A 23,843-nucleotide genomic window follows, 5' to 3' on the forward strand; every position below is an offset into this window, starting at 1 on the left:
CAAGCATACTGACGGTGTCAGGCGCGATGTTAGGATATGGATATTATAGCGGGAACCAACTCCTTGAATCGCTCGATAATCTGGTGTTGAATTACGCAAAAGATTCACTAAAACAAGAGGTTAGACTATCTGCTCAAGTAGAGGCCGGGAACATCAATCTGGTGTTCAATGAAGCCATGGAAGTGTCGAAAACGCTTGCAGCATCATTTACCCATCAGGATCCAAATATTTCTCGAGACAGTGTGATTCAGATGATGGGGAATACTATTGATAATATCCCCAATATAATTGGTATCTACTCTGGTTGGGAATATAACAAATTTGATAATCTAGATGAACAATATGTCAATACGGAGTATGTTCAAAAAAATGGCGAGTTTGCGCCATATTTTAACCGCTCGCCATCCGGGAATATCATTCTGGAAGCGTCTTATCCTTTTTACGATATCAAGAAAAATGAAAATGGTATTCGTGGTTCAGAATGGTATTTGTGTCCGAAAGAAACATTATCGGCCTGTGTGATTGATCCTGCCAGCTATGTGGTTCAGGGAAAATCGACTTTAATGAGTTCTTTTACTGCGCCAGTGCTTCGTAATGGTGAGTTTGCTGGTATGTTCGGGGTTGATTACTCGCTCGACTTTCTTCAAACCCTGGCTGTGAACACCAGTAATAATTTATTGGAAGGCCAGTCGCGGGTATTGATCATCAGTGCATCGGGGATCATTGCTGCCGATAGCGGTGATGACGGCAATATCGGCAAGATGCTGGGGAGCACAGAGGTCAGTCAACTGATCCGCGAACGTCAGCATGGCGAGGTGGTGTTATCGGGCGAATCTATCATTGCCAACGAGAGTTTTACCACAGTCGGAACCAATAAGCCTTGGCATGTCGTGGTGGTGGTCCCTGAGAAAGTGGCACTGGCTGGTGCCTATGGCATTGTCGAAACGCTCAGTGCGCATTTCAATGCCAGTCAGACAGGACAAATGACGGTTGGTTTGATCACGGGTTTGCTGGGAATGGGCATGATTTGGCTGGTGGCGGCATCGATTTCCGCACCAATAACGGTTTTGGTGAAACGGGTCGAAGCTTTAACCCGTTCTGGAGGGGATCTGACTCAGCAAATTGAGATCGCCCGCCGTGATGAAACCGGGCAGTTGGCGAACCATCTGAATACATTCATTCATGATGTCCGGGGCATTGTCGGGGATGTTGCCGGCTCGGTGCAATCTCTGACGAGCAGTGTTGCGGCTACGTCTGATATCGCCAAAGAAAGTCAGACTCAGATCGCGTTGCAGAGTGACGAGATTGATCAGGTGGTCGCGGCGACCACCGAAATGGCCTCGACGGCGCATAGTGTCTCGGACAATGCCCAGGAAACAGCGTCAGCGGTAAGTCTCACGCAGCAGTCTGTTGAACAGGGGCATCAGGTGGTTGCTGCCAGTGCGGAAGGTCTGCGTGAATTGGCCGGTAATGTTGAGGGGGCGGCCAAAGTGATTGAAATTTTGGAGCAGGAAACGAATAACATCGGCAGTATCCTTGAGGTGATCCGCAATATTTCTGAGCAAACGAACCTGCTGGCACTCAATGCGGCGATTGAGGCAGCACGTGCAGGTGAGCAGGGCAGAGGCTTTGCCGTGGTCGCGGATGAGGTGCGTAATCTGGCAACCAAAACGGCTCAGTCCACGGATGAAATTCAGCAGATGATTGATTCACTGCGCCACAGCAGCAAAGATGCGGTGGAGAAAATGCGTCACAACCGCAGCCTGAGTGATGTCTGCCTGGAGCATGCCCAGCAGGCGGTGTGTTCGCTGGAAGAAGTGCGGACGCATAGCGGGAAGATCCAGGATATGGCTCATCAAATTGCCAGTGCTGCCGAGGAGCAGGCTGCGGTGACTGAAGAGGTGAATCGCAGTTTGGTGGCCATTAACGAAGTGGCGGGGAAAATTGGTACAGGGGCAAATCAGACTCTGATCGAAAGTGAACGGGTCTGTGGTTTTACCCAGGATGTGAGCAAGAAGATCAATTTCTTCCGCTATTAATCCAGGGCGTGACCACGATTGCAAACAAGCCCTATGGTGCGGGTTTGCAGTCTGCCTATATGAACTGTCTATATAATATGCGGCATAATAAAGCGGCGCCTGTTCAGGCGCCGCTTTTGTGTCTTGCGGTTTCTGTCTACCGGGATCAGCGTTCCCAGTACGCTTCTTCCAGACAGTCTTCACGCTCAGGCAGCCCGCGGGATAGCCGTGGGGCGTGCTGCGTCAGCACTTCGTAGCTGACTCGGTTCGAGTACTGGCAAATTTGCGAGAATGAAGAGTAGGTCAGGAAGCTGCCGTTATGCTTGGCAGAATTCGGGACATTGGCCTTGTGATAGCGGTTGGCTGACATGTCATGCAACAGGGCTGACAGGGCGGCATCACCGGCACCATTGGTGTTCTTGATCTGTACCGGACCGCCCAGGTAAGGCGCGATGTGCGAGTAAACCCGGATTGGGTGTTCACAATCCGACTTTTTCATCGGGCGGCTGAATTCATAGCGGTTGAAGTCAGCAATCTGACCCGGCAGCAGGGGCAGGGAAGATTCACGCTTGAGAGCATCTTCGGTGTAACCGGCCATATACAGACCGACCGGACCTGCGGTGCACAGCACCATGTCGACCCAGTTCAGCGCTTTGTCGGCCGCCATCAGCGGGTCTTTCTCTCCGGTCAGGGCTTCAGCTTCTTCCTCGTTCATCGCCACGCAGGTGACATGCTCTTTCAGAAACTCGATCCACCAGTCCTGTTTGCCTTCGATCACGTACTTGGTTCCCAGGGTCAGGACAACCGGCACATTGAATTTTTTCGCATGTTCAATGGCTTTGAGGGCAGAGTCTTTCATCGGGTCGGTGGGCTTGCCGCGAACCAGATAAGAAGACAGCACCAGTGCAGAGGCGTTTTCAAAAATCGATTCCGGAATGAACTCCGGGCGCAACTGGTTCATCTGACCTTCATTGATGGCGAAGGTGCGTTCGCCGTCTGCGGTGATCAGCGTATAGCAGCGACCAATCGGTCCATTGACCGGTTGCAGATGATCCAGATCCATTCGGCTGGAGGTATTACACAAGTAACGGTAAGCATAAGAGCCGATCTTCAGATCCTGGCTCATCACACCGAGCAGAATCGATTTATCGTCTGCCAGTACCGAGTAGTTGTGCAGGGTATTACCGATGGTATCGCCCGGATATTCGTGGCTGATCAGGTTGCGTTCTTTCAACTCCTGGTAGAGCAGCTCGGCTTTGTCCTCTTCGAGGACCAGAGAGTGCCCTTTGCTCAGGTGATGACGTGCCAGAAAGTCATCGTCAACGCGGGCTTCAATATCAACAATGGTCTGTCCGACGCCAACCAGGTGGGCACGAGACAGCGGGTTTTCTTGTTGAATTTGAGCAACTAATGGATCGCGGGCATTGACAGGAAAGTAATGCTTGGACTTACGCTGACCAGGGAATTTCATTTGTGGAGGCTATCGGTTTTAGGGAATTTTGTTCGATCATACCACAGAAGTGAGATTTATATCTCACTTCTTTGCAATATGATGACATTCATGGTTCTTTTGCTTCTTTTTTCGCCATTGAAGTCGGTTGCATTCAGCGCTGATTCAATGCGTTGGAGATGAAAAAACAGCTGCATGATGCAGCTGTCGGGTCATTTAGGTCGTTTTCGGGTTAGCCGAGGAGTTTCGGCTCATGGGCCCGGGTGCCCCCGACGGGTCGGTTGACTGAAATCGAGCGGCCTTTTTTCATACCTTTCTCGTAATCATCGGTCAGGGCCTTCATCGCTTCCTGGAGTTGCTTTTTAAATGTCTCTCGGTCGATGTTTTCAAATTCTTTATCGATGTAGTTGCTCATGCGCTTGTCATGATCATCATCGGTATTGAGTTCCGGCAGCTTTTCCAGCGCCCCTTCAATCCAGCCCGCCAGAAACGAGCCAACCCGACGTGTGACTTCGGTGGTGCTGGTTCCGGTGCCGGCAAAGCTGTTGCGGAACTGGCCGGTTTGCTGATTCATTTCCCGGTACACCACATCAAATGCAAACGCTGCGAAGATGGCACGCTCGGCCACACCGATGAATTCAGCTTGTTTCAGTCCTTTGTAATTGGTCAGGACACACTCAACGCCAAAGCGTCGGTTGATGCCACGAATAATCTTGAGGATCTGTGGGCTGATGTCTGTCGGCAAGAGGGTCGCCGTTTTGGTTTTACCCATTTGGATAAATTCAATATCGTCTTGTTCCAGACCATATTTCAGCATCAGACGGTGTGCCATTTTAATGGCTTGTGCGGCTTCGTTGACGTTCGCAGAGTTACCCAGCTCTAGGCATTTTGCAATTTTCTTCAGCGCCTTTCGCTTCTGTTCAGACATTCGATCACACTCATTCTCTACCGGGGGCGCGTATTTTAACGTGTTCAACCCGCTTGTACAATTCACGGATGATAAGTACCTGATACTTGAGAACCATGACTACGCCCCCCATAATGAGTCAAGATTCAGGCCAAACGAAGAACTTCATGATGACTAAAGCCTATCAATCGATTGATGTGCCTTTTGAGTACCGCCATACCTGCTGGTTTTGCGGCGAACCTTATTTTGAGTCGTATGCCTTTATGCCGTCCCCCAATTACGAACAACAAACGGCACCCGTTCTTCTGCCTTGCTGTGAAGAGTGCTATGGCTTTTGTCATGGCGTCAAAGTCAGTGGACTGGATTTGCTGCGGGATAAGGTCAAGGAGAAACTGCACCGCAAATATGAAAAGCATCTACAAATCGGTGCGAACTGGACCCAGGAAGAGTTGGCGGCATCCGAGTTTGAAGGCAAAGCCCTGGAAGGCTTCCGGGAAAGTGCCTGGACTATGTTTGAGATTGCCAAAGCGCGGGTCAATTATTCTGGCTGGCCGCTGACCATTGACGGGCTGCCGGTCGTCGGGCTGACGGCGCGGTTTCAGATCGAATTTGACGGGATTGTCTATACCAGCCTGGCACACGCGATTGAACAGCTGGCCAAAGCATACGCGATTCCGCAGTCCTATCTGGCTCAGGTGGTAGAAGTGGTTGGACGTCAGCGTCTGGCTTATGCGATTCGCTTTGCGAAGTCGACGGGGGGATACTCCGAGGCAGAGCGGGAAGCCAGCATTCGCAGTTTGCAGCATTTAGTGGCAGAAGAAGCAGCGCTGGACACGGCGCATCCCGAAGCGAGCGCAGGTGTGGCCGTTGCGTTGGATGACATCCAGCCTCTGATCATTGCCCGAATCCAGGTCATGCCCCAGGCCATCCATTGGGCGTTAAAACATGGGATCACGACATTGCACCAGCTGTCAGCGCAGGAAGAGGCTTTCTTTGAGGATTTTATGCCTGAATCTGAGTTGGTAGCCTTTACCTATTTTAACGGGTTACAGGTGTATTTTGAGAAGCGGGAGAGCGACCCCCACTGGGCTGCCCATCAAGATCCGAACCGCGATTTGTTTGCAAAGATAAATCGTTTGCCAGGTTAATTACCTGACCACGTTCCCTTGAGCGTTGAAAGACAGGTTTTAGGGTGCAGGCAGAGCGTTGCCGCTCTGCCTGTGTCGTATGTGGTTACTGGTGATGGCGAGACCAGACCTGAGTGTTGCCGTCTTTGTCGAATGCAACCACGTTATACGGATCTTTCTGATCGTTATATTCCATTCCCGGGGAGCCCATCGGCATCCCAGGTGTCGCCAGGCCGATTAAATTGGCCGGTTTTTCGGCCAAAAATCGCTTAATTTCTTCCGCCGGTACATGGCCTTCAAAGGTGTACCCCTGAATTTCAGCCGTATGGCACGACGCGTAGGCAGGGCGGATCCCCAGCTTTGTCTTGGTCGGGGTCAGATCCTGCTGGTATTCGATGTCCAGTTTGAACCCGTTCTCTTCCATGTGCTTCACCCAGTCTTTACAGCATCCGCAGTAGGGAGACTGATAGTTGGTGCCGCGAATCATATCCGAGGCTAGCGCAACATGGCTGGCCGTTAGCAGAGTGATGGCAAAAAATACGTGACGTTTCATTCGTTAATCCTGTTTCTTTTCATGGGGTAATCAAGGGTCTCACGCTGTGCGCTGCACAGGTGTTGATCTGTTTTGAGTCAGAAATCAGGCAAGAATGGGTGGTCGGTCGACCCGATCATGATAGAAGCGGAGCGAACTGACGGGCTCCGTAAACAGCGGGCTCGCTGAAGGTGATATCAGTTGTGGCGTGCTCGTCAGAATTGCCAGCGGCAACGAGTACGAGTGGCAATCAAGATGCTGGCATTGATCCCCATGCAGGTAAGGCATCTCACCGGCGGGATGATGACAGTGATGCTCAGCCGGTAAAGTCGTCTCAGCACAGCAGTCGGGCATGGCGGGTGTCATACACGGTGCATTGGTGAATAGCATTGAGCCCCCTTGCCCGGCAGAAACAGGCGCAACAAGCATTGCAACGAGTGCAAGCAAGACGGCTAGTTGTGCGAAAAGGCGGTGAAGGGTCACAGTCGCTGAGTCCAAAGAGTGTATAACAGGCTGATTATAATGTGCTTGAAGGCGATGCGAAATCTCTGTTTTTGGAAATCGTGAATTTATTGTCTGAGATCATCTTCCCGAATCGCCGTTAACGGGGGAATGATACCGGCAGGTGCAGGACAAATGATTGTAAATTTTTTGTCAGAAGTTAAAAAAGTAACACTCGCCTTACGTGGCTCTGACAATGGACCGGAAGCGTTGCGGTTTAATTTTATATAAAGCAGAAAATCGCGAAGGTATATGAGATGCAATATACGGAAAGAGACCGTGAAGTGTTGCTGGAAACATGGATGAGTTATAAGGCGAAAATGCGGGTTACTCAGATTGAGATGGCCAAAAAACTAGGCATGAGCCAGTTGGAATTTTCAGATGTACTCCGGGGACAAACCCTGTTGGAACATGGGTTTGTGACCCAGTTCTGTCAGTTGATTGGCGTTGATCCGGTCCTGACGTTACCCTCATTGCGAGAGCAGGTTGGGGGCGTGATCCCAGGAACCGTCACGTTGAGAAACACCTATATTGTTGATGGCAATATAAAAAATGTTCGTTATAGCGGAAATCAAATTATTGTCGAGTATGAACATCACGTTCAGGCGTGTTAACCCCTTTTGACGTATCCGCCATAAAGTTGAATGAAATGAAGGCCTTGAACTTTTCAGTTCAAGGCCTTCTTGTTTATATGTGTCTGGTTTTGTATAAATATTTGTCAAATATAATAGTTACATTTTTTGATTGCTTGACTGGTAATGTATTGACGATTTTTAATTCAATTGTCTACAGAATTTTAATTAGGAATATTTTATTTTTGTCTCAGCATTGAGATTGTGATAATACCTAATAAAAACAGCTATCTATAAGCGTTGAAATTGTTTTTGATTTTTTCAGTCTTGATGTTTTGACACTCTGTTCTAGATTTAAAAAGTCTTAGTAATAAGATGATTACATTAAGGGAATATAAGATGTCATGTATTCAATATAATGATTTTGTCTTCATCTGTGACGCCAGCTTACAATCCTCTCTCTTTCGGGATTACCTTGAGAAGGCGTTGGACCTTAGGATCAAAACGACCACGATGGAAGGGCTACCGGGACTGAACCTGCGGCCGAAGTCGAACATTCTGACCATCATAGACAATACCCAAATTAACGATGAGTCTCTGGATCTTTACATCAGCTATCTCGTTGAAAATTCAATGACTGCCAGTGAGGTGCTGATCAATGCACCGAGCGATGTGGCAGCCAAGGTCATTGCCAAGTGGCCCAATATGGTCGGCGTGTTCTTCGCCGGAGATGGGATTGATGTGGTGGCCAAGGGAATGAAAAAAATCTTTGGCGGTGAGCTGTGGCTTAGCAGAAAACTCACCAATGAATTGATCTCCGCATATCGTCACAAAGACACCATGATTGCCAAGCCATGCGCCAACCTGACCAATCGGGAAAAGGAGATTATGCAATTACTGGTGCTTGGCGCGTCCAATACCCAGATCGCCGAACGGCTGTTTGTGAGTGAAAATACCGTTAAAACACATCTTTATAATGTGTTTAAGAAGATCAATGTGAAGAATCGAATGCAAGCCTTCATGTGGGCCAAAAGCAATCATTACAATGACTTACCCCTATGAGACTGATTGAGCTTATCTTACCCGTTTTATTGATAAGCGCTGTGCCTGTCGCGGCACAGGATGATCAGCCGCCGCTTGAAAACGGTCAGCCGCTCGAACAAAACGGGACGCTGGATGATTTAAAAGAAATTAGTGGTGCCGTGATTGACCAAACCATGACGCGTCTTGGGGAAGAGTTTTATTCGCGGTTTGCGCAAAAGCTCAGCGATGAATTCGATGATTTGGAAGAGAACCTGACCATCAAGGAGCGGCCAACGGCTTTGTCCGGCAGCATTATTTCCATTTTGCATCGACGAAAAGCAATCTATCGAACGGCTTTGTCTCCGGGACGAGATCAGATTGAAGCAAAGGTCGATGAAGCGATCAAAGTTGTTCGATCGTACGTGGCTCGATGGCGTGTCGAACGCTATTTACAAGACACGTTTGATGTTGATTACGACGAAATTTAAGAGGGCTTACCATGAAAGGGAGCAAGCTGACCATTGCCGCGTTGATCGCCATCTCGGCGCAAGCCTCGGCAACGGAGTTGGTCTATACGCCGATTAATCCCAGTTTCGGCGGTAATCCGTTGAATAGTTCCCATCTCCTGGGCGTGGCCAATGCCATCAATGACCACAAAGCACCGGATGATGATTTGCTGCTAGGGGAGCAGTCGGACCTCGAGCGATTAGCGGCCAGTCTTGAATCACGTCTGATCAGCCAACTGTTATCGGATGTCGGTAACGGGAACACCGGGCAATTGGTGACGGATGACTTCCTGCTCAACATCATTGATGACAACGGGAACTTGATTATCCAGATCACAGATAAAGAAACCGGTGAGTCATCAACCATTCAGGTGAGCGGCCTGATGCCGGACATGTAGGGAGAAGTTGGATGAAAGCGTTCATTTGGGGAAGTATGTTGTTGATTCTCTCAGGATGTTCGATGTCGCTTGAAACCCCGGAAATTAATAAAGAACCGACGTTGATGGCACGAGGTGCAGCCTATCAGGACTTGACGTCGCTCCCGTTACCAAAAGGGAAAGTTTATGTTTCCGTGTATGATTTTCGGGATCAAAGCGGCCAGTATAAGCCACAGCCGAACAGTAATTTCTCGACCGCGGTTCCGCAAGGCGGGGCGGCATTGCTGACAACAGCGTTGCTCGATTCGAAATGGTTCATCCCGCTTGAGCGGGAAGGGCTGCAGAATTTGTTAACTGAGCGGAAAATCATTCGGGCAGCACAGAAGAAGCATGAAATTCCGGCCAACCACGGTCCTTATCTTCCTTCATTGGTGTCGGCGAATATCATGATTGAGGGGGGAATCGTTGCTTACGATACCAACCTCAGAACAGGCGGCGCCGGGGCCAGGTACCTGGGGATTGGTGCCTCGGGACAATATCGGACCGATCAGGTTACGGTGAATATCCGGGCAATCGATGTACGCAGCGGCCAGATTTTATTGAGTGTGACAACCAGCAAAACCATTCTGTCGAAAGAATTGCAAACCGGCGTCTTCAAGTTTGTCGACTACAAGGACTTGCTGGAAGCTGAATTAGGCTATACCACGAATGAGCCGGTGAACCTCGCGGTGATGTCGGCCATTGATGCCGCGGTGGTCCATGTGATCGTCGATGGGATCAAAACGGGCCTCTGGCAACCCTTGCGCGAAGCTGATCTGCAACATCCGATAATCCAGGAATACATGCAGCGTCGTCGCCCGATTATTTAACGGATAGGCGGCCCATCAAAAGCCCCGGAGCAATCTTGCTCCGGGGCTTTTGGGTTTCTGAGCACTGCGTATTGAAGCGCGATACCTAAGACCAATCGTAGTAAGTAACTGGTTATCCAAGCTTGTTAAAACGCTCGATAACTGCGTTAGAATTTTTGATTGTAGAATAACTATTTATTGAAAATTTCGTCTTGTTCTCAAGCGCTTTTCCTGCGCTATTTCTGACCACTTACTCACGGTGAATGGTGTAATCGCCTGAAAACAAGAGTCTCAGTTCTCATAAATAAACTAATTGACTAACTTGTTACTTAAAGTCTCGTTGTTTTGAATGAGAGAGTGGCTCTGCAATAACGATAAAAGCATTAAAAGTGAGATTTCAGTTTCATGAATAGGTTGATGGCATAAAACCTGAGAAAATCGATACTGAAAGTACGAAATGAATCTCGTGGCCTGGAAACAATGAAACTAATACGTATTAAATTAATTGCATTGTGTATAACAGGTGTTGCTTTTCATGTTCACTCAAGTGACCTTGCGCTAAATGAATTGAAAGATCTTTCTGAATTCCAGTTGGGTCTGGATAACTCTGCGGTGATTGATCTGGAAGAGGCAAGTTATAACTCTGCAGTGATTGATCAACAAAGTTACGGGCTCAATGCAGGGAATGCAGCTAAGATAAAGCAACGTGGTAATTATAATGATGCATATATTGCACAGCAAGGTGGTCAAAATATTGCTTATACAAATCAAAATGGAGAGTATAACAAAGCAGCAATAACGCAAGATGGATATGAAAATGAGGGTGTGATTTATCAGCTAGGGAATAATAATAAAGCCGGTATTGTGCAACAAGGAAAAAGGAATAAAGGAACAATTACACAGTACGGCGATGATAATACGGCACTCATTGTTCAGAAAAGTAATGTGAGTCAATTCCGTTCTAATATTCGACAGTCCGGAGGGCAAACACATGTCATCATCAATGGTATGAATAAAAATATCACTGTTCGATAACACAATCTAAGGAATTTTTCATGAAGAAGTTAGCTCTATTTATCTCAATGGCTTTGGTATCTGCAACTGCTGCTGCAACTGGTGGCGGTGGCCCGTTGGATAACAAATCTGATGTTAAAATTAAAAAAGGAAGTGACTATAATAACGTATCTATTTATCAGTCTTCGTACTATAAAGGGAATCATTCGAAAGTTGATATTAAACATAACTCAGACTATAACACCGTTACAGTGAATCAGTATGGTTCCCAGAATCACTCAGATACGGATATTAAACATAACTCAGACTATAATTCAGTTTATGTTGGTCAAACAGGTTTACGAAATCATTCAAAAGTTGCTATTAGTCACGATGCTGATTATAACCATGTCGGTGTTTATCAAACTGGAAAAATGAATCATTCTGACATTAAGATACGTCGAGGGGACTGGAACACTGTGATGGTCGGTCAACGAGGTGAGCATAACCAATCACACGTTAATATTTCCGGTGATTATAGTGACTATAACTATGTCGACGTCGATCAGTATGGTAACGGTTCAAAGTCGAAAGTGAATATTTCCAGCAACTACAGCCCAGCGATGTATAACACTGTCCATGTCACACAAAATGATTACGATCATTCGTATGTCGATATTTCAAATTCTTCATACAACAACGTGTACGTAACACAGTACTAATGAACACCGGTACTGGAAATACAAGCTGTGCCTGAGACAGGCACAGCTTTGATCGTCTGCTCATGCTCCAGAACTGTCGACGTATGGAAGTGAGATTTTGTAATGATAGGGTGTTTTGGTTCTTTGGTTCTTTGGTTCGACAGTTATCGTATTGCAAGGACACAGGAGAAAATGATGATACCTGTGAAAATGTACTTTATTTTATGACATGCCTCTTTGGTAAGTCGTCTGCTTGAGTGTTCAAGATCATTTTCACAAATAAATTGTTTATGGCGATTAATCTAAGGAAAAGGTTATGAAGAAATCAGCTCTATTCATCTCAATGGCGTTAGCCTCGGCTTCTGCATCAGCTACAATCGATAACAAATCTGATGTCATGATTCATAATGGCAGTGACTATAATAAGGTTTCTGTCTACCAGGCATCCCATGACTATGGGAATGATTCAAAAGTAAAAATTGATTATGATTCTGACTATAATAGTGCAACGATTAGTCAATATGGGAAGGGTAATTATTCAGATGTAAACATCAATTATAAGTCGAATGATAACAAGGTTTACGTGACCCAACATAGCATGTATAACGCAGCTCATGTGAATGTGGGTTATGACTCTGATCAAAACTTTGTGCGAGTCTATCAGGAAGCGACAAATAACAATGCCAATGTTTACGTATCTGCTTCTGATTATAATACCGTCATACTGAAGCAAAAAGGAAACTACAATATATCGCAGGCGAATGTCGTTGCCTACGCGAATTATAATCTTGTTGATGTCAGTCAAACCGGTAACTGGAATAAATCGAATGTTGATATTTATTCCGGGGATTACAATACTGTAAAAGTGAACCAGTATGGTGACTACAATACGTCGGATGTGGATATTCTGGGCGGCTCTGCCGATCATAACTATGTTAGCGTGATGCAGAATGGGGACTACAGTCATTCGACAGTGAAAATTGACGACGGCGTCTACTACGGTGGGTCGAGTAGCCACAACAGCGTCTATGTTTCGCAAACAGATTATGACTATTCAAATGTCAATATCTCTCATGGGTCGTCATACAACACTGTTTACGTCAACCAGAACTAAGCAAATGAAACGCTCGATTCTCCTCCTACTATTTATTGTCGCTGCGCTCCCGGCAAGTGCAGCGACGTTTACCCCGCTGGCCGTACGATGTGAGCCCGCTCATGATGACGTGCGGCTTGTGGTCACCAACACCAGTCAGGATTATGTGCAGGTGAAGGTGATTTCGAGCCGCAACAATGTCATGGTGACCGGGAGTGGTGGCCAGAGTCGGTCGATACTGACCCTGAGCCGGTCGCAGTTTCCCGTGACGCTGGAGACTGGTCCGGATCAGCAGATACGTATCGACAGGGATTGCCAAATTGAACCGTTGAACGCTTCGTAAGAAGCGTTTTTTTTGCCTCGCGTATCGTGTCATTCCCGAATCGTTCTCACCCGTAGTCATTGGTCTCGTTGTACTTATTGTTGTGTTTCGGGAGTCAAGAGCGTCTGAATCGCAGTGTTTGTATGATTGCTGCATTGGAATGGCAGCGGATGAATGGCAGCGTCACAAGGGTGTGCCAGGCAATGAGGCGAAGCCTCGATGGCTCGCGTGAATGTTCAGCCAAGAGATTGATGCGCAGGAAGGTGATTTGTTTGAGTACTAACGATGCGGTGGGCGGCGGTGAGTCGATGGTATCGGTTATTGACGATGAAATAAGCACTGATTTTGACCTGATTTCAGATCCTCCAACCGTAAATCTCCCTTTACTGAGTACAGAAAAGTGATTTTTCTCTGGTTATTTACGGTATGAGCTGATAATGTGCCGCCCCTCACAGCAAAAGTGAGAATCTTATGTTTACCTCGACAGAAAAAGTGAGTGATAAATTGGTTCCATCTCTAACGATTGGTTTCATCAGTTTGTTCCTCCTTTCCGCGCTTATTGACTTATCGCTTGTTTCTCAGGTGATTCAGTCGATGTTTTCTGATGCAACTGCAACCTTTGGCTCCTTCTGGCAATGGCTGATGGCTCTGAATTTTGTGGTGGCTATCCTGATCGCCCTCAGTAACAAAGGCAAACTGCGCTTAGGCCGGCAGGAAAAACCGACAATCGGCACGTTTCGCTGGATGGCGATGATCATGTGCACCTTGCTGGCAGGCGGTGGTGTGTTCTGGTCGGCTGCAGAGCCGATTTACCACTTCATGACGGTGCCGCCAAGTTTTCCGGATACCGCGGGGGGACTTGCAGAATCTGCGGCTCCGGCGCTGAGTCAGAGTTTTTTACACTGGGGCTTCCTGGCCTGGGCGATTTTGGGAACGCTGGCTACCATCGTACTCATGCATGCCCACCATCAGGGTGGGGTGAAACTGCGTCCACGTGCGTTGCTGTACCCGCTGGTCGGTGATAGGCTGGAGTCGCACTGGCTGGGTTCGGTGATTGATGCCTGCTCGATTATTGCGGTCGCTGCCGGAACCATCGGTCCGATTGGTTTTCTCGCATCTCAGCTGGGCTACAGCTTTGAAGTGGTTCTGGGAATCGGCAACTCGTCATACAGTCAGCTAGCGATTCTGGCAGTTGTGGTAGCCATCTACTCGATTTCGGCATTTACCGGCATGGACAAAGGGCTGCAATGGCTGAGTCGGTTGAATGTCATCGGTGCATTTGCCTTGTTGCTGGCGATGTTGGTACTGGGCCCGACGCAATTTTTGTTCACACAATTCGGCACGGCTTTTGCGACCTACTTGCAACATTTGCCACAAATGAGCCTGAACGCCGATGCACCGCAGTGGAATGCCTGGTGGACCTGGTTCTTCTGGGGATGGTTTATCGGTTTCGCGCCGATGATGGCTATCTTTATTGCACGGATTTCTGAAGGTCGCTCAGTACGGGAGCTGATCCTGATGGTGGCTATTGGCGCACCTGTTGTCACTAATTTCTGGTTTACCGTGCTGGGTGGAACTGGGATCTATTTTGAGCTGGAAATCCCGGGTAGTATTTCACAACCATTGAATGATGCCGGATTACCAGCGGTTCTGCTGGCGACGCTAACCCAGTTGCCATTCAGCGACGTGCTGGTCGCGGCATTTTTGATCCTGACGACGACGTTTGTGGTCACGACCGGTGATTCCATGGCTTATTCGATTGCGATGGTCGTTAGTGGCGATAACGAGCCGAAACCGACTCAGCGCCTGTTCTGGGCTGTGGTGATGGGTTGCGTGGCCGGTGTGTTGCTGGTGGCTGGTGACGGGGGACTGAATGCGCTGCAATCCTTTATTGTGATTACGGCGGTTCCGGTGTCGTTGCTGATTGCGGCGACGCTAATCACCGGACCGATGGCCGTGATGCGGATGCAGGCGGACAAAACACGCCAGGCTCATCCGGGCCAGCTGCAATGCGCTTCAGCATCGTAATAGCACGGAAAAACTTCTCTTATACGCTTAGAAAACACTCCTTCGGGAGTGTTTTGTTATGTTCGAGCGCTGTGAAGGGGATGGTTTAAAGGGAATGAAGCTTTTCGACGATTGATGCCACGCCAAATCGGATTGGGTCGGTCACGGGCAACTGATACTCTTGCTCCCATTGTCGGCAGAGAGCCAGCGCGTCGCCTTCGTCAAGGGCACTTGTATTTAAGCTGATACCGACAAAGCGGGCGTGTGGGCTGGTGAGCCGGGCTGCGGACAGGTTTGCTTCCAGCGTCGCTTGTATCGAAGGAATTTGCATGTGCGGTAAATGGCGGACATGTTGTCGGCCGATCTCATGGCACAGCACCATCGCGTCAGGTTGAGAGCCGTGGAGCAGGCCCAGGCTGACACCGGCAAAAGCAGGGTTTAACAGGGAACCTTGCCCTTCAATCACATCCCAGTCGTGATCAGTGAACTCAGGACTGATGGCTTCCGCCGCCCCGGAGATAAAATCGGCCACTACCGCATCGACCGAGATCCCTTTGCCGGAAATCAAAATCCCGGTCTGACCGGTTGCGCAAAAGTGGGTTTTCAGTCCCTGGCGATTCATCTCCGCTTCGAGCGCCAGCGAGGTGTACATTTTTCCGACCGAGCTATCGGTGCCCACGGTCAGCAGGCGCTTTCCTTGCCGGGGGATCCCGGTGCCGATGGTCATCGGCTGGTCAACATGACGGACATCATAGAGACGGCATTGGTGAATATTGGCAGCATGGTTAATAGCCGGAAAGCTGCTGAGCCGTTGGTGCATCCCGGAGGCAATGTGATAACCCAGCTCCAGAGCTTCTTGCAAGGTGGCCAGCCAGGTTTGCGGAATAAAACCGCCGGCATTGGCTGTGCCGATCACCAGGGTTTCTGCGCCCAGGGCTTTGGCTTCTTCCAGGGACAGATCGGTCAAACCGAGCGAGACGGTTTCTTGGGTCAGCCGAAATTGGCCGAGGCACTGCTGCGGCCGCCAATGCAGGATCCCTTTGGCCGTTTTTGCTGCCAGTGGTTCGGTCACATCGCCGAGAAAAAGGAGGTAAGGTTGTGGGATTCTCATGGTCTTTCCTTGTCCTGAGGGCCGGGGATATCTCTGGTATAACACCTGATAACATATCATGATGTTTGGTTTCTGATGAGCTTATTGGCGATAAATATCAGAAAACTGTGAGGTGTAAGAATGTAATAAACCCGCCACAGGGCGGGTTTCATGAGTTATTTTGCATCAACCGGCAGCATAATGTGGGCGTACGGTGTGTCTTTCCACATCACGTATGGCCCGCCGGTACTGGGATCGTCGGTGAACCCGCTGAGCATCGCGCGCGGGACAATCATCATCATGTGTGGGCCGGTTTCGACATAGTCGTCGGCGTTTTTAGGATCCGGGTGGAAGGGATCTGAATTGCTGACACCGGCGCCTTTGTCACCTTGCAGCATGTAAGAAAACCCGATGCTTTTGGTGTCAAAGTCTTGTTTATTCATCATCGCACCCAGCATTTCCATCCATACCGCATCATTACACATGGGCATGTTATCGCCTGGGAAGGTATCCGGCATGCAAGTCCAGCCGTTATTCCCTTCAACAACAACTTTGCCGTCGACCACGACAGTCGCGTGATCACTGACCGCTGATGGCGCCGCTGACTTCGCCCGGGCAACGCGTGCATCTAGGGCTTCGTCGGCGAATGCAGCGGGTAGGCTGAGCGCACTGATCAGTAAAGAGAGTGACAGCCTCGAAATTGAACGATTAACCATGATGGTACTCTCCACGGTTGGTATGATCAGTCTGCTTTAACAGACCGGGGCCAAAAATGGCACCCTTTAGTATAGGCTGTCGGGAAAGTGCAGGGAGTACAGGAAAAGAAAACGCCGACTCTAAAGTCGGCGTTTGCAACAGAATCGGGACCGTTCAGATCAGGCCGCCAGCAGGGCGCTGAAATCATCCTTGCGCTGATTGAACCGGGTGACCAGATCGTCGATGTCGATTTGGCAGTAAGGCTTGAGGCCGCTCATCAGCATCCGCTTACGGCCGGTACCGACGATTTCCCCGTTTTCCTTGAAGCAGAACTTCAGGGTCACGCTGCCGCGTTTGCCGTCGACATCGATGTCGGAGCCGGTCAGCTCAACGGTGGGTGCACTGATATCCAGACGTTCGAAATCCAGTTCCATGCTTTCATAGATCACCAGCGGGCGAGCCGGGTTGATCATGATTTGCTTGGATTCCATCAGTGGAACCATGATATGCGGGAAGTTCATTCCGGAAAACTGCACGTAGTTTTTGGTCACTTGCTCAATCAAAGTTTGATTGGTGGTGGTGTCGCCGCTACGGGTGACGTGCAGATACTCTTTACCGCCGCCGTCCACCATGGAGAAGTCGGTGTCGGACTTTTGATCGATCCGTAAAGGGATCCCGTCGGTGATCATGCCTGCAAACTCGAAGCGCATGGACTGGCTCAGACCGACCTTGGAGAGAATGACAGAGAAAAGCAGGTCGCCCGGCACACAGAATCGCTTATTGTCTTCATCGTGAATCGGGTTGAAATCTCCAGCGATTTTCTTGGCGAAATGGCTGGCTTGCTCACGGGTGAAAGACACTTCACTGTTCTGCTCAGAGTAATACGAATCTAACAACATGCCTAACTTATGAATACCTTAGTTAATCAAACTGCCACGTAGTTTACATGAGAACTTCATCAGAGAGGTCTAGCCAGTGGCAGGTGTTTATTGCTTGACTCTCGAACGAAAAAAAGCTTACCACGATTATGGTTTTATCGACACGCGTTCTGCGCGTCATAAGAGTCGTTTACCTTGCCTTACAGTTTATGACCTTGATAAATATGAGGAAAGTCTTTGGTTTGAAAGTGACGGGCCAGCTCTTGCGGGTAGAAGCGTACGGTCGTCAACTGAGCCAGCGGCAGCCATTCATAGCCAATTTGATTGGGATCGATCTGACTTGCAGGGCTGGTGAATGTCAACGAATGGGCTTCGACAAAGATTTCTATCTGATGAAAATCCGGGCTCGGGAAGGGGATCGGACTGCGTTCGGCGATGAAATCCCGGATGCAAAGCACGTCTCCCATTTGCGCTTCGGCGCCCAGCTCTTCGCGCAATTCCCGGTGGAATGTGTCTGCCAGTGTCTCGCCATGTTCGACGCCACCACCGGGGGTGATGTACCAGATACCGTCGTGATCTCGGTGTTTGCAGAGTAAAATGTGACCCTGTTTATAAAAAACTGCACGGACTGAAATGCGAGGTGTCATTGGCTACAATTCCCCCTGTGTGATCAATGAAGCGCTCATCAAAGTAAAATTCTGAGATTTATAGGTGCAACGAGCCGCATAATTATGTAAGCTTTCTTCCACATAACAAAGCTAATGTACATTTTATTAGCAAATAAAAAATGAATTCTGGCTGGGTTACTTTATCTGAGCGATAAAAAAGTACCGAATACGTACGACAATCATCTTCTAGACGTGTAGAAGCTCAGGAAAATAAGTAGCACGGAAGCTGCAAATAAAAGCACTCAGTAAACGGCGGTTCGCTGCCGTTTGCTGAGTGCTACTAAAATCAACATCTCCCGCGTTAGAAACTATTCCTGATTTAGAAGCTATTCCCGATTTAGAAACTATAGCCGTCCTATCAGCGGAATAATCTTTACCATCTCACCAATCTCCGCACCCGGTTGTTCCGGTGTGATCTCAACCAGGCAATTGGCTTCACTCATTGAGCGCAAGATCCCGGAACCCTGTTGGCCGGTTGATTTCACCGTGAGTCGGCCGTTGGCATCAAGTTGGTAAATGCCCCGGCTGAATTCGGTCCGTCCCGGCCGGGAACGGAAAGGTTCGGCTGCCCGTGCTGAAAGTACGGTTGGTTGCCATGTGTGGCCCTGAAGCTTGCGGATCGCCGGCTCGACAAATTGCAGAAAGGCGACCATCACCGCGACCGGATTCCCCGGCAGGCCGAAGAAAGGGATCTGCTGAATCTGGCCAAAGGCCATTGGCCGACCCGGACGCATGTTGATCCGCCAGAAGTTCACTTCCCCAAGTTTTGCCAATGCTGTTTTGATGTAGTCGGCATCACCGACTGACACCCCGCCGGAAGACAGAATCACATCCGCCTGCTGGCTGGCTTGCATTAAAGTGGCCTCCAGCGCAGCCTGATTGTCTTCAATAATCCCGAGATCGCGCACCTCACAGCCGAGGTTGGTAAGCATGGCGTGCAGGGTGTAGCGGTTGGAATCGTAGATACAGTTGGCTTTTTGTGCTTCTCCCGGATGCTGGACTTCGTCGCCGGTAGAGAAAATCGCCACGGTCACCGGCCGGTTGATGGCGACGGTATCGATCCCAAGTGAGGCGATCATGCCAAGTTCAGGGGCGGTGACTTTGGTGCCGGCGGCCACGGCGGTCTGACCAAGGGCCAAATCTTCCCCGGCCTGACGCACATTTTGTCCGCGTTTGACCCGGCTCTGACTGAGATCAAACGTGACCATGTCACCTTCCTGGGCGGCTTGCTCACGCATGATCACCGTATCCGCATGTTCAGGAACCGGGGCGCCGGTCATGATTCGCACGGCCTCGCCAGCCTGGAGCGGTTGATCGTAATGATGGCCGGCCATGACTTGTGCGACAACCCGGTAGTGCTCGCGGTCCAGATCATCGCCGCGAATGGCATAGCCATCCATGGCCGAGTTGGTTTGCTGCGGTACATTGACCGGAGACAGGATATCCGTTGCGACAATTTGTCCCAGCGCCTGCTTAAGCGAGACGGTTTGGGTCGCATCGACCGGGACAATCTGATCCAGGATCCGGGTGCGGCTTTCATCTACGGACAGCATGGCTCCATCCACGGACGGCATGGTTCCGAAGTCGCTGCAGCTCAGGCCGGATGCTTGCGGCTGCCTGGCAAAGTTCACGACAAAATCGGTGATTTGGGTCAGATTATTGATGTCGAGTTGCGGCAGTTCAGTGTCGGCCGCAACATTGGCGGCCACGGCGATAATGTTTGGATCGTCCGGGTGCAACCAGGGTTTGCCGACTTCCTGGCGGTGGAGCTCAATTTTCGGGAAGTTGAGCTGTTTGAATCCTTCTACCAGAATCAAATCTAATTGGGTTTGGTCCAACTGCGCAATGAGTTCAGGCAGGCTGGCTTCCGCATCCGGTGTCTCCGTGATCAGGGCCCGGCGGTAACGGGAGGAGATCAGTATTTGACCTGCACCGGCCTTGCGCAGCCGGTAACTGTCTTTGCCTTCTTTATCAATATCAAAGTTGTGATGGGCATGTTTGACCACGGCTACGCGAATGCCGCGAGCGACCAGTTCGGGCAGCATGGCTTCCAGCAAGGTAGTTTTGCCGGTACCGCTCCAGGCCGCGAAGCCCAGCAACGGCAGGGTTGCATTCATCTGACTCATGATTCCTGTCCAAATTTTTCGAGTTCTTGTGGGGTATTCAGGTTTACAAAGGCATGGGGTTGATCACTGAAATCAACGGTGATCATCTTGCACTGTCGGTAGAGCAAAATGATTTTGCGATCGCCATTTTCCAGAAACTGCTCCAGTTTCGGTAAGATCTGTCGATTGATGAGTGTCACGACAGGCTGAATATGCTCCCCGTCATGGGCGACGGCGATATCTGTCTCTTCCTGGCAGGCGGATGCCATCCGTGCGACCAGATCACCCGGCAGGTTGGGGCAGTCACAGGGCACAAAGCCAATCCATTCCGCCTGCAAATGATGCAAGGCCGCATGCATGCCGCCCAGCGGCCCTGGGTAGTTCTGAATATGATCGCCAAATACCGGGCCGTAGCTTCGGTAGCGATCCTGGTTCCGGTTGGCATTGATGCTGATCGCGCTGGTTTGCGCCGCGAGCCTCTCCAGGACATGCTCAATCATGGCCCGTCCGGCCAGCGAAACCAGCCCTTTGTCGTTGCCGCCCATGCGGCTGGCCTGGCCACCGGCCAGGATGACCCAGTGCATATTTTCAGGCGTAGGCTTGCTCATGGTTTTCCTCTTTGACGAGCTGTAAATCTGCCCGCTCTTTTAATTGTGTATCTGAAATGGTCGATTGACGGCAACACAGTGCTGTCAGGGCATTGTGTTGGTGGCTGGTGATCACCAGGCTGCTCCCGCGTGCAAGCAGATCCCGGGCCATCGCAACCCGCTGCCGTTCGCCGCCTGACAAGACCGAAACATGTTCATCCGCCAAGGTTTCTAACCCTACCATACGTAGGGCATTAATGGCTTCTGCTCTGCGCAATTGCGGGCTCCGAATGGCGAATTTCAGACCGTAGCAGACATTTGTCAGGACCGTGCCGTCAAACATATAAGGCGTTTGATGCATATAAATGACGCTGCCTTGTGCCTGACCGCGAAAGAGCCGGGTCAGCCAGGGCGATTGTTGCAGGTTCACGGCGCCTGTCGTGGGCTGCTGGAGACCGGCCAGCACTTTGAGTCGAGTGGTTTTGCCACGGGCGATAGAGAGGATGAATTTCAGGCCGGGCGCCATCAGGGAGACGGAGAAGGAAACACCGACTATTCCCCAGAGTGCCGGATCGCCGCTCAGCATCAGCTGAACGGCTTGTTGGGTGGTGAGCCAGATATCCATTTACAGGGTAGAGGCGTTGGCTACAAATAGTTGCTCACCATGGCGTTGGTAACTGTTGATCAAGGCTTGGGCTTTCGGGTTTACCAGCCAGTCACCAGCTCAGCCAACGAAACGGGCCGTTTGTCCCGTTAAACTGTGGTGCCAGTGCGCCCTCGAATTTTCAACCCGTTTTTTACCACCAAGCGAAGCGGAACCGGTCTGGGCTTGTCGGTCAGCCAGGGGATCATCAGTCAAATCGGTGGTGACATTCGGGTGACGTCTACCCTGGGGGAAGGCTCGACTTTCTCGGTGTATTTGCCGGAGAAATCTGCGCTGACCATGCAGTTGGCGATTTTAGATGAGCATGGGATTTGAGGCCGTGTTTTGCAGTCGTGTTTTAAAGCAGTCGTTTCAAAGCTGTTTTTTAAAACTGTCGTTTCAAAGTTGTCCTTGTAAATAAGAGGACAAAAAATAAAGGCATGAGTTATTCATGCCTTTATGATTGGGTAAACCAACTGAATACCGATTTTAGCATCGCCATAAAATTATCATCTTTTTGTCATCCGAAATTGTGTTACAGAAAGATCAGCCCGACAGCCAGAATTGCGGCAGCCGTGAACACGGTCCGGCGGATGATCCCCATATCGGTCGGTACAATCATTTCAATATGATTCATAGCAGCTCCTTGTTGTGTTGGTTGTTGTATCGATTGTGAAAAAACCTCTCCGGTCAAATTAACTATAGACGGCTTCAATGGGAATTGTGAAAAAATTGTTATCTTTCAATCTGGTATACGCCAATTTAAGCCATTCAATCGGGTCGGGGCGAGCCAGCCTTCAGTGCTAATAATGTGGAATAAGGAGCTGTTGTCCGGCGAAAATCGTTGATCCGGTCAGATCGTTGGCACTCATGATCCGGGCGACCGTGGTGTTATTGCTTTCGGCAAGTTCACTCAGGGAGTCACCCGGTTGAATATCGTGAATGATAAATTTTTGCTTCACGTACTCATCGCCGAGTCTGTTGTTGTAAAACGTTTGGCGAGTGTCATGCGGCAGCAGGATTTTGTTGTCCCGGTTGGCATGGGTGTGGCCGCTGAGATATCCCGGGTTCAGGGCATACACGGTTTGGCTGTCGAGCCCGGCGTGCCGGGCGATGAGTTCTAGTTTCACCTGGTTGCGGACCACCACTTCCGTCAGCATCGGCTGAGGCTTGATTTCCAGCAACGGTAGATCATGCTGGTGGCGCTGTTTGACCAGATCGGCCATGGCCAGCAGCTTGGGAACGTAGAGCCGGGTTTCTTGCGGCAGTTTGAGCGACCAGAAATCGGTGGATAACTGCTTGGCGTGATTGTTCTTAATCGCCCGCCGGACACGGCCCTCACCGGTATTATAGGCAGCAATGGCATGGAGCCAGTTCCCGTTAAACTTATCATGCAGGTATTCAAGTAAATCCAATGCCGCCGTGGTTGATGTGACAATGTCACGACGTCCGTCATACCCTTGCAAATACTCCAATCCGAATGTTTTTCCGGTCGGCCGGGTGATCTGCCATAACCCGGCGGCCCCACGGTGGGAATAGGCTTTGGGGTTGAAAGCACTTTCAACAAACGGCAGCAGTACGAGCTCAAGCGGCATATCGCGCTTGTGGACCTGTTCATAGATATAGAACAAAAAAGGTTCAGCGCGTTTGGTCACGGTATCGAGGTGGTGCGGGTTTTTCAGATACCAGTCTTTGTAGTACAGGACGCGCTGATCGTTCGGTACCGGTAAATGAAAAGACCGGCTGAGAACTTCCCATAAATCCTGAGGCTGCGGCTCGGGAGCCTGCACGCTGGCATTCGCCGGTAAGGGCGCCTCTGCCGATGGTTCGGGCATCCGGATCACACAGTGGTGCCCCAGTGATTCAAGTAACTCATCTTCATGTTGAAGCGGATCGGCTCCGGGTGTCTGCTCTACGAATTGCAATCCCTGGCAACCCGTCAGAAAGAGGGTGATTAAAATTACTGCTCTGTACGTCATAAGCATTTCTTCCACTGAAGGAGCCCGCGATCGAGTGTTGTTCAACTGAACAGAGTGTGATTTTTAGCCACAAAATTTTGATAAGTTCTTATATTTATAGCAGCAAAATAGTGATAGTACCCAAATGTGCTCAGGGAGCCAGACGATTATGCACAGAGAGTCTTACAATTGAGACACTTTGATGTCTTTGATTCGGGGGAGCAATCTTAAGTCCGGGGAA

The 23,843-nt window shown here is 49.8% G+C and carries 24 protein-coding genes and 2 pseudogenes; 14 read left to right on the plus strand and 12 right to left on the minus strand.

The window, feature by feature from the left end; genetic code table 11:
* The first annotated feature begins 26 nt into the window (after positions 1-26).
* Positions 27-2,039, plus strand: coding sequence for a methyl-accepting chemotaxis protein (locus tag VV869_RS19040; RefSeq protein ID WP_337736502.1), 2,013 nt, complete (start codon positions 27-29; stop codon positions 2,037-2,039).
* Between the two features lie 145 nt (positions 2,040-2,184).
* Here the strand turns inward: VV869_RS19040 and VV869_RS19045 are convergent, their stop codons facing one another.
* Together VV869_RS19045 and VV869_RS19050 are read right to left on the minus strand one after the other, a co-directional pair.
* On the minus strand, positions 2,185-3,489 hold the full coding sequence (locus VV869_RS19045; protein WP_337736503.1) for an inosine/guanosine kinase: 1,305 nt from the start codon (positions 3,487-3,489) through the stop codon (positions 2,185-2,187).
* Between the two features lie 211 nt (positions 3,490-3,700).
* Positions 3,701-4,396: a DUF2786 domain-containing protein gene (locus tag VV869_RS19050; RefSeq protein WP_337736504.1), complete on the minus strand. Its 696-nt coding sequence runs from the start codon at positions 4,394-4,396 to the stop codon at positions 3,701-3,703.
* Positions 4,397-4,545: 149 nt separating this feature from the next.
* Here VV869_RS19050 and VV869_RS19055 point away from each other — a divergent pair, with 149 nt between their 5' ends.
* The gene (locus VV869_RS19055; RefSeq protein WP_443147343.1) at positions 4,546-5,523 is read left to right on the plus strand and encodes a hypothetical protein; all 978 of its coding nucleotides are present in this window, start codon (positions 4,546-4,548) and stop codon (positions 5,521-5,523) included.
* An 85-nt stretch (positions 5,524-5,608) separates the two neighbouring features.
* On the opposite strand, the gene VV869_RS19060 is transcribed toward VV869_RS19055, so the two are convergent.
* Positions 5,609-6,055 (minus strand): DUF411 domain-containing protein, encoded by a 447-nt coding sequence (locus tag VV869_RS19060; RefSeq protein WP_337736506.1) that lies wholly within the window; start codon positions 6,053-6,055, stop codon positions 5,609-5,611.
* Positions 6,056-6,792: 737 nt separating this feature from the next.
* Here VV869_RS19060 and VV869_RS19065 point away from each other — a divergent pair.
* The 11 genes from VV869_RS19065 to VV869_RS19115 all read left to right on the plus strand — a co-directional run bounded on the left by VV869_RS19065 (position 6,793) and on the right by VV869_RS19115 (position 14,998).
* Complete coding sequence (locus tag VV869_RS19065) at positions 6,793-7,149, plus strand: XRE family transcriptional regulator (protein ID WP_337736507.1); 357 nt, start codon at positions 6,793-6,795, stop codon at positions 7,147-7,149.
* 357 nt (positions 7,150-7,506) lie between these two features.
* On the plus strand, positions 7,507-8,169 hold the full coding sequence (locus VV869_RS19070; protein WP_337736509.1) for a LuxR C-terminal-related transcriptional regulator: 663 nt from the start codon (positions 7,507-7,509) through the stop codon (positions 8,167-8,169).
* On the plus strand, positions 8,166-8,618 hold the full coding sequence (locus tag VV869_RS19075; RefSeq protein WP_337736510.1) for a CsgE family curli-type amyloid fiber assembly protein: 453 nt from the start codon (positions 8,166-8,168) through the stop codon (positions 8,616-8,618). The genes VV869_RS19070 and VV869_RS19075 overlap by 4 nt, the downstream gene beginning before the upstream one ends.
* An 11-nt stretch (positions 8,619-8,629) precedes the next feature.
* Positions 8,630-9,034 carry a curli assembly protein CsgF gene (locus tag VV869_RS19080; RefSeq protein ID WP_337736511.1) on the plus strand — a complete coding sequence of 135 codons (405 nt, stop codon included), beginning with the start codon at positions 8,630-8,632 and terminating at the stop codon, positions 9,032-9,034.
* A gap of 11 nt (positions 9,035-9,045) precedes the next feature.
* The gene (locus VV869_RS19085) at positions 9,046-9,882 is read left to right on the plus strand and encodes a CsgG/HfaB family protein (protein ID WP_337736513.1); all 837 of its coding nucleotides are present in this window, start codon (positions 9,046-9,048) and stop codon (positions 9,880-9,882) included.
* 459 nt (positions 9,883-10,341) lie between these two features.
* A complete protein-coding gene (locus tag VV869_RS19090; RefSeq protein WP_337736514.1) occupies positions 10,342-10,896 on the plus strand; it encodes a hypothetical protein in 555 nt (184 codons plus the stop codon).
* A 20-nt stretch (positions 10,897-10,916) separates the two neighbouring features.
* A complete protein-coding gene (locus tag VV869_RS19095; protein ID WP_337736515.1) occupies positions 10,917-11,576 on the plus strand; it encodes a hypothetical protein in 660 nt (219 codons plus the stop codon).
* A 295-nt stretch (positions 11,577-11,871) separates the two neighbouring features.
* The gene (locus VV869_RS19100; RefSeq protein ID WP_337736516.1) at positions 11,872-12,669 is read left to right on the plus strand and encodes a hypothetical protein; all 798 of its coding nucleotides are present in this window, start codon (positions 11,872-11,874) and stop codon (positions 12,667-12,669) included.
* Positions 12,670-12,673: 4 nt separating this feature from the next.
* The gene (locus tag VV869_RS19105; protein WP_337736517.1) at positions 12,674-12,991 is read left to right on the plus strand and encodes a hypothetical protein; all 318 of its coding nucleotides are present in this window, start codon (positions 12,674-12,676) and stop codon (positions 12,989-12,991) included.
* A gap of 122 nt (positions 12,992-13,113) precedes the next feature.
* On the plus strand, positions 13,114-13,374 hold the full coding sequence (locus VV869_RS19110) for a hypothetical protein (protein WP_337736518.1): 261 nt from the start codon (positions 13,114-13,116) through the stop codon (positions 13,372-13,374).
* A gap of 67 nt (positions 13,375-13,441) precedes the next feature.
* Complete coding sequence (locus VV869_RS19115) at positions 13,442-14,998, plus strand: BCCT family transporter (protein ID WP_337736519.1); 1,557 nt, start codon at positions 13,442-13,444, stop codon at positions 14,996-14,998.
* Between the two features lie 85 nt (positions 14,999-15,083).
* On the opposite strand, the gene dgcN is transcribed toward VV869_RS19115, so the two are convergent.
* From dgcN to VV869_RS19155, 8 genes and pseudogenes are all read right to left on the minus strand, one after another.
* Entirely contained in the window at positions 15,084-16,088 is a 1,005-nt protein-coding gene (gene dgcN / locus VV869_RS19120) for an N-acetyltransferase DgcN (protein ID WP_337736520.1), read from the minus strand.
* 155 nt (positions 16,089-16,243) lie between these two features.
* Complete coding sequence (locus VV869_RS19125; protein WP_337736521.1) at positions 16,244-16,783, minus strand: hypothetical protein; 540 nt, start codon at positions 16,781-16,783, stop codon at positions 16,244-16,246.
* Positions 16,784-16,942: 159 nt separating this feature from the next.
* Positions 16,943-17,662 (minus strand): DUF3581 domain-containing protein, encoded by a 720-nt coding sequence (locus tag VV869_RS19130; RefSeq protein ID WP_337736522.1) that lies wholly within the window; start codon positions 17,660-17,662, stop codon positions 16,943-16,945.
* Between the two features lie 179 nt (positions 17,663-17,841).
* Positions 17,842-18,288 (minus strand): NUDIX domain-containing protein, encoded by a 447-nt coding sequence (locus VV869_RS19135; RefSeq protein WP_337736524.1) that lies wholly within the window; start codon positions 18,286-18,288, stop codon positions 17,842-17,844.
* A 365-nt stretch (positions 18,289-18,653) separates the two neighbouring features.
* Entirely contained in the window at positions 18,654-20,435 is a 1,782-nt protein-coding gene (locus tag VV869_RS19140) for a bifunctional molybdopterin-guanine dinucleotide biosynthesis adaptor protein MobB/molybdopterin molybdotransferase MoeA (RefSeq protein ID WP_337736525.1), read from the minus strand.
* Positions 20,432-21,022 carry a molybdenum cofactor guanylyltransferase MobA gene (mobA, locus tag VV869_RS19145; protein WP_337736527.1) on the minus strand — a complete coding sequence of 197 codons (591 nt, stop codon included), beginning with the start codon at positions 21,020-21,022 and terminating at the stop codon, positions 20,432-20,434. The genes VV869_RS19140 and mobA overlap by 4 nt, the downstream gene beginning before the upstream one ends.
* A complete protein-coding gene (locus VV869_RS19150) occupies positions 21,003-21,626 on the minus strand; it encodes an ATP-binding cassette domain-containing protein (protein WP_337736528.1) in 624 nt (207 codons plus the stop codon). The genes mobA and VV869_RS19150 overlap by 20 nt, the downstream gene beginning before the upstream one ends.
* A pseudogene (locus tag VV869_RS19155) lies at positions 21,627-21,719 on the minus strand (tungsten ABC transporter substrate-binding protein); the annotation flags it as partial. It lies immediately after the preceding gene.
* Between the two features lie 60 nt (positions 21,720-21,779).
* Between VV869_RS19155 and VV869_RS19160 the strand changes: the two are divergent.
* Positions 21,780-21,980 (plus strand): annotated as a pseudogene (locus VV869_RS19160) (ATP-binding protein); the annotation flags it as partial.
* A gap of 467 nt (positions 21,981-22,447) precedes the next feature.
* On the opposite strand, the gene VV869_RS19165 reads toward VV869_RS19160, so the two are convergent.
* Positions 22,448-23,623: a transglycosylase SLT domain-containing protein gene (locus VV869_RS19165; protein WP_337736529.1), complete on the minus strand. Its 1,176-nt coding sequence runs from the start codon at positions 23,621-23,623 to the stop codon at positions 22,448-22,450.
* Positions 23,624-23,843 lie beyond the last annotated feature (220 nt).

The organism is Photobacterium sp. MCCC 1A19761, assembly GCF_037389125.1.
In the GTDB taxonomy this organism is placed as follows: Bacteria; Pseudomonadota; Gammaproteobacteria; order Enterobacterales; family Vibrionaceae; genus Photobacterium.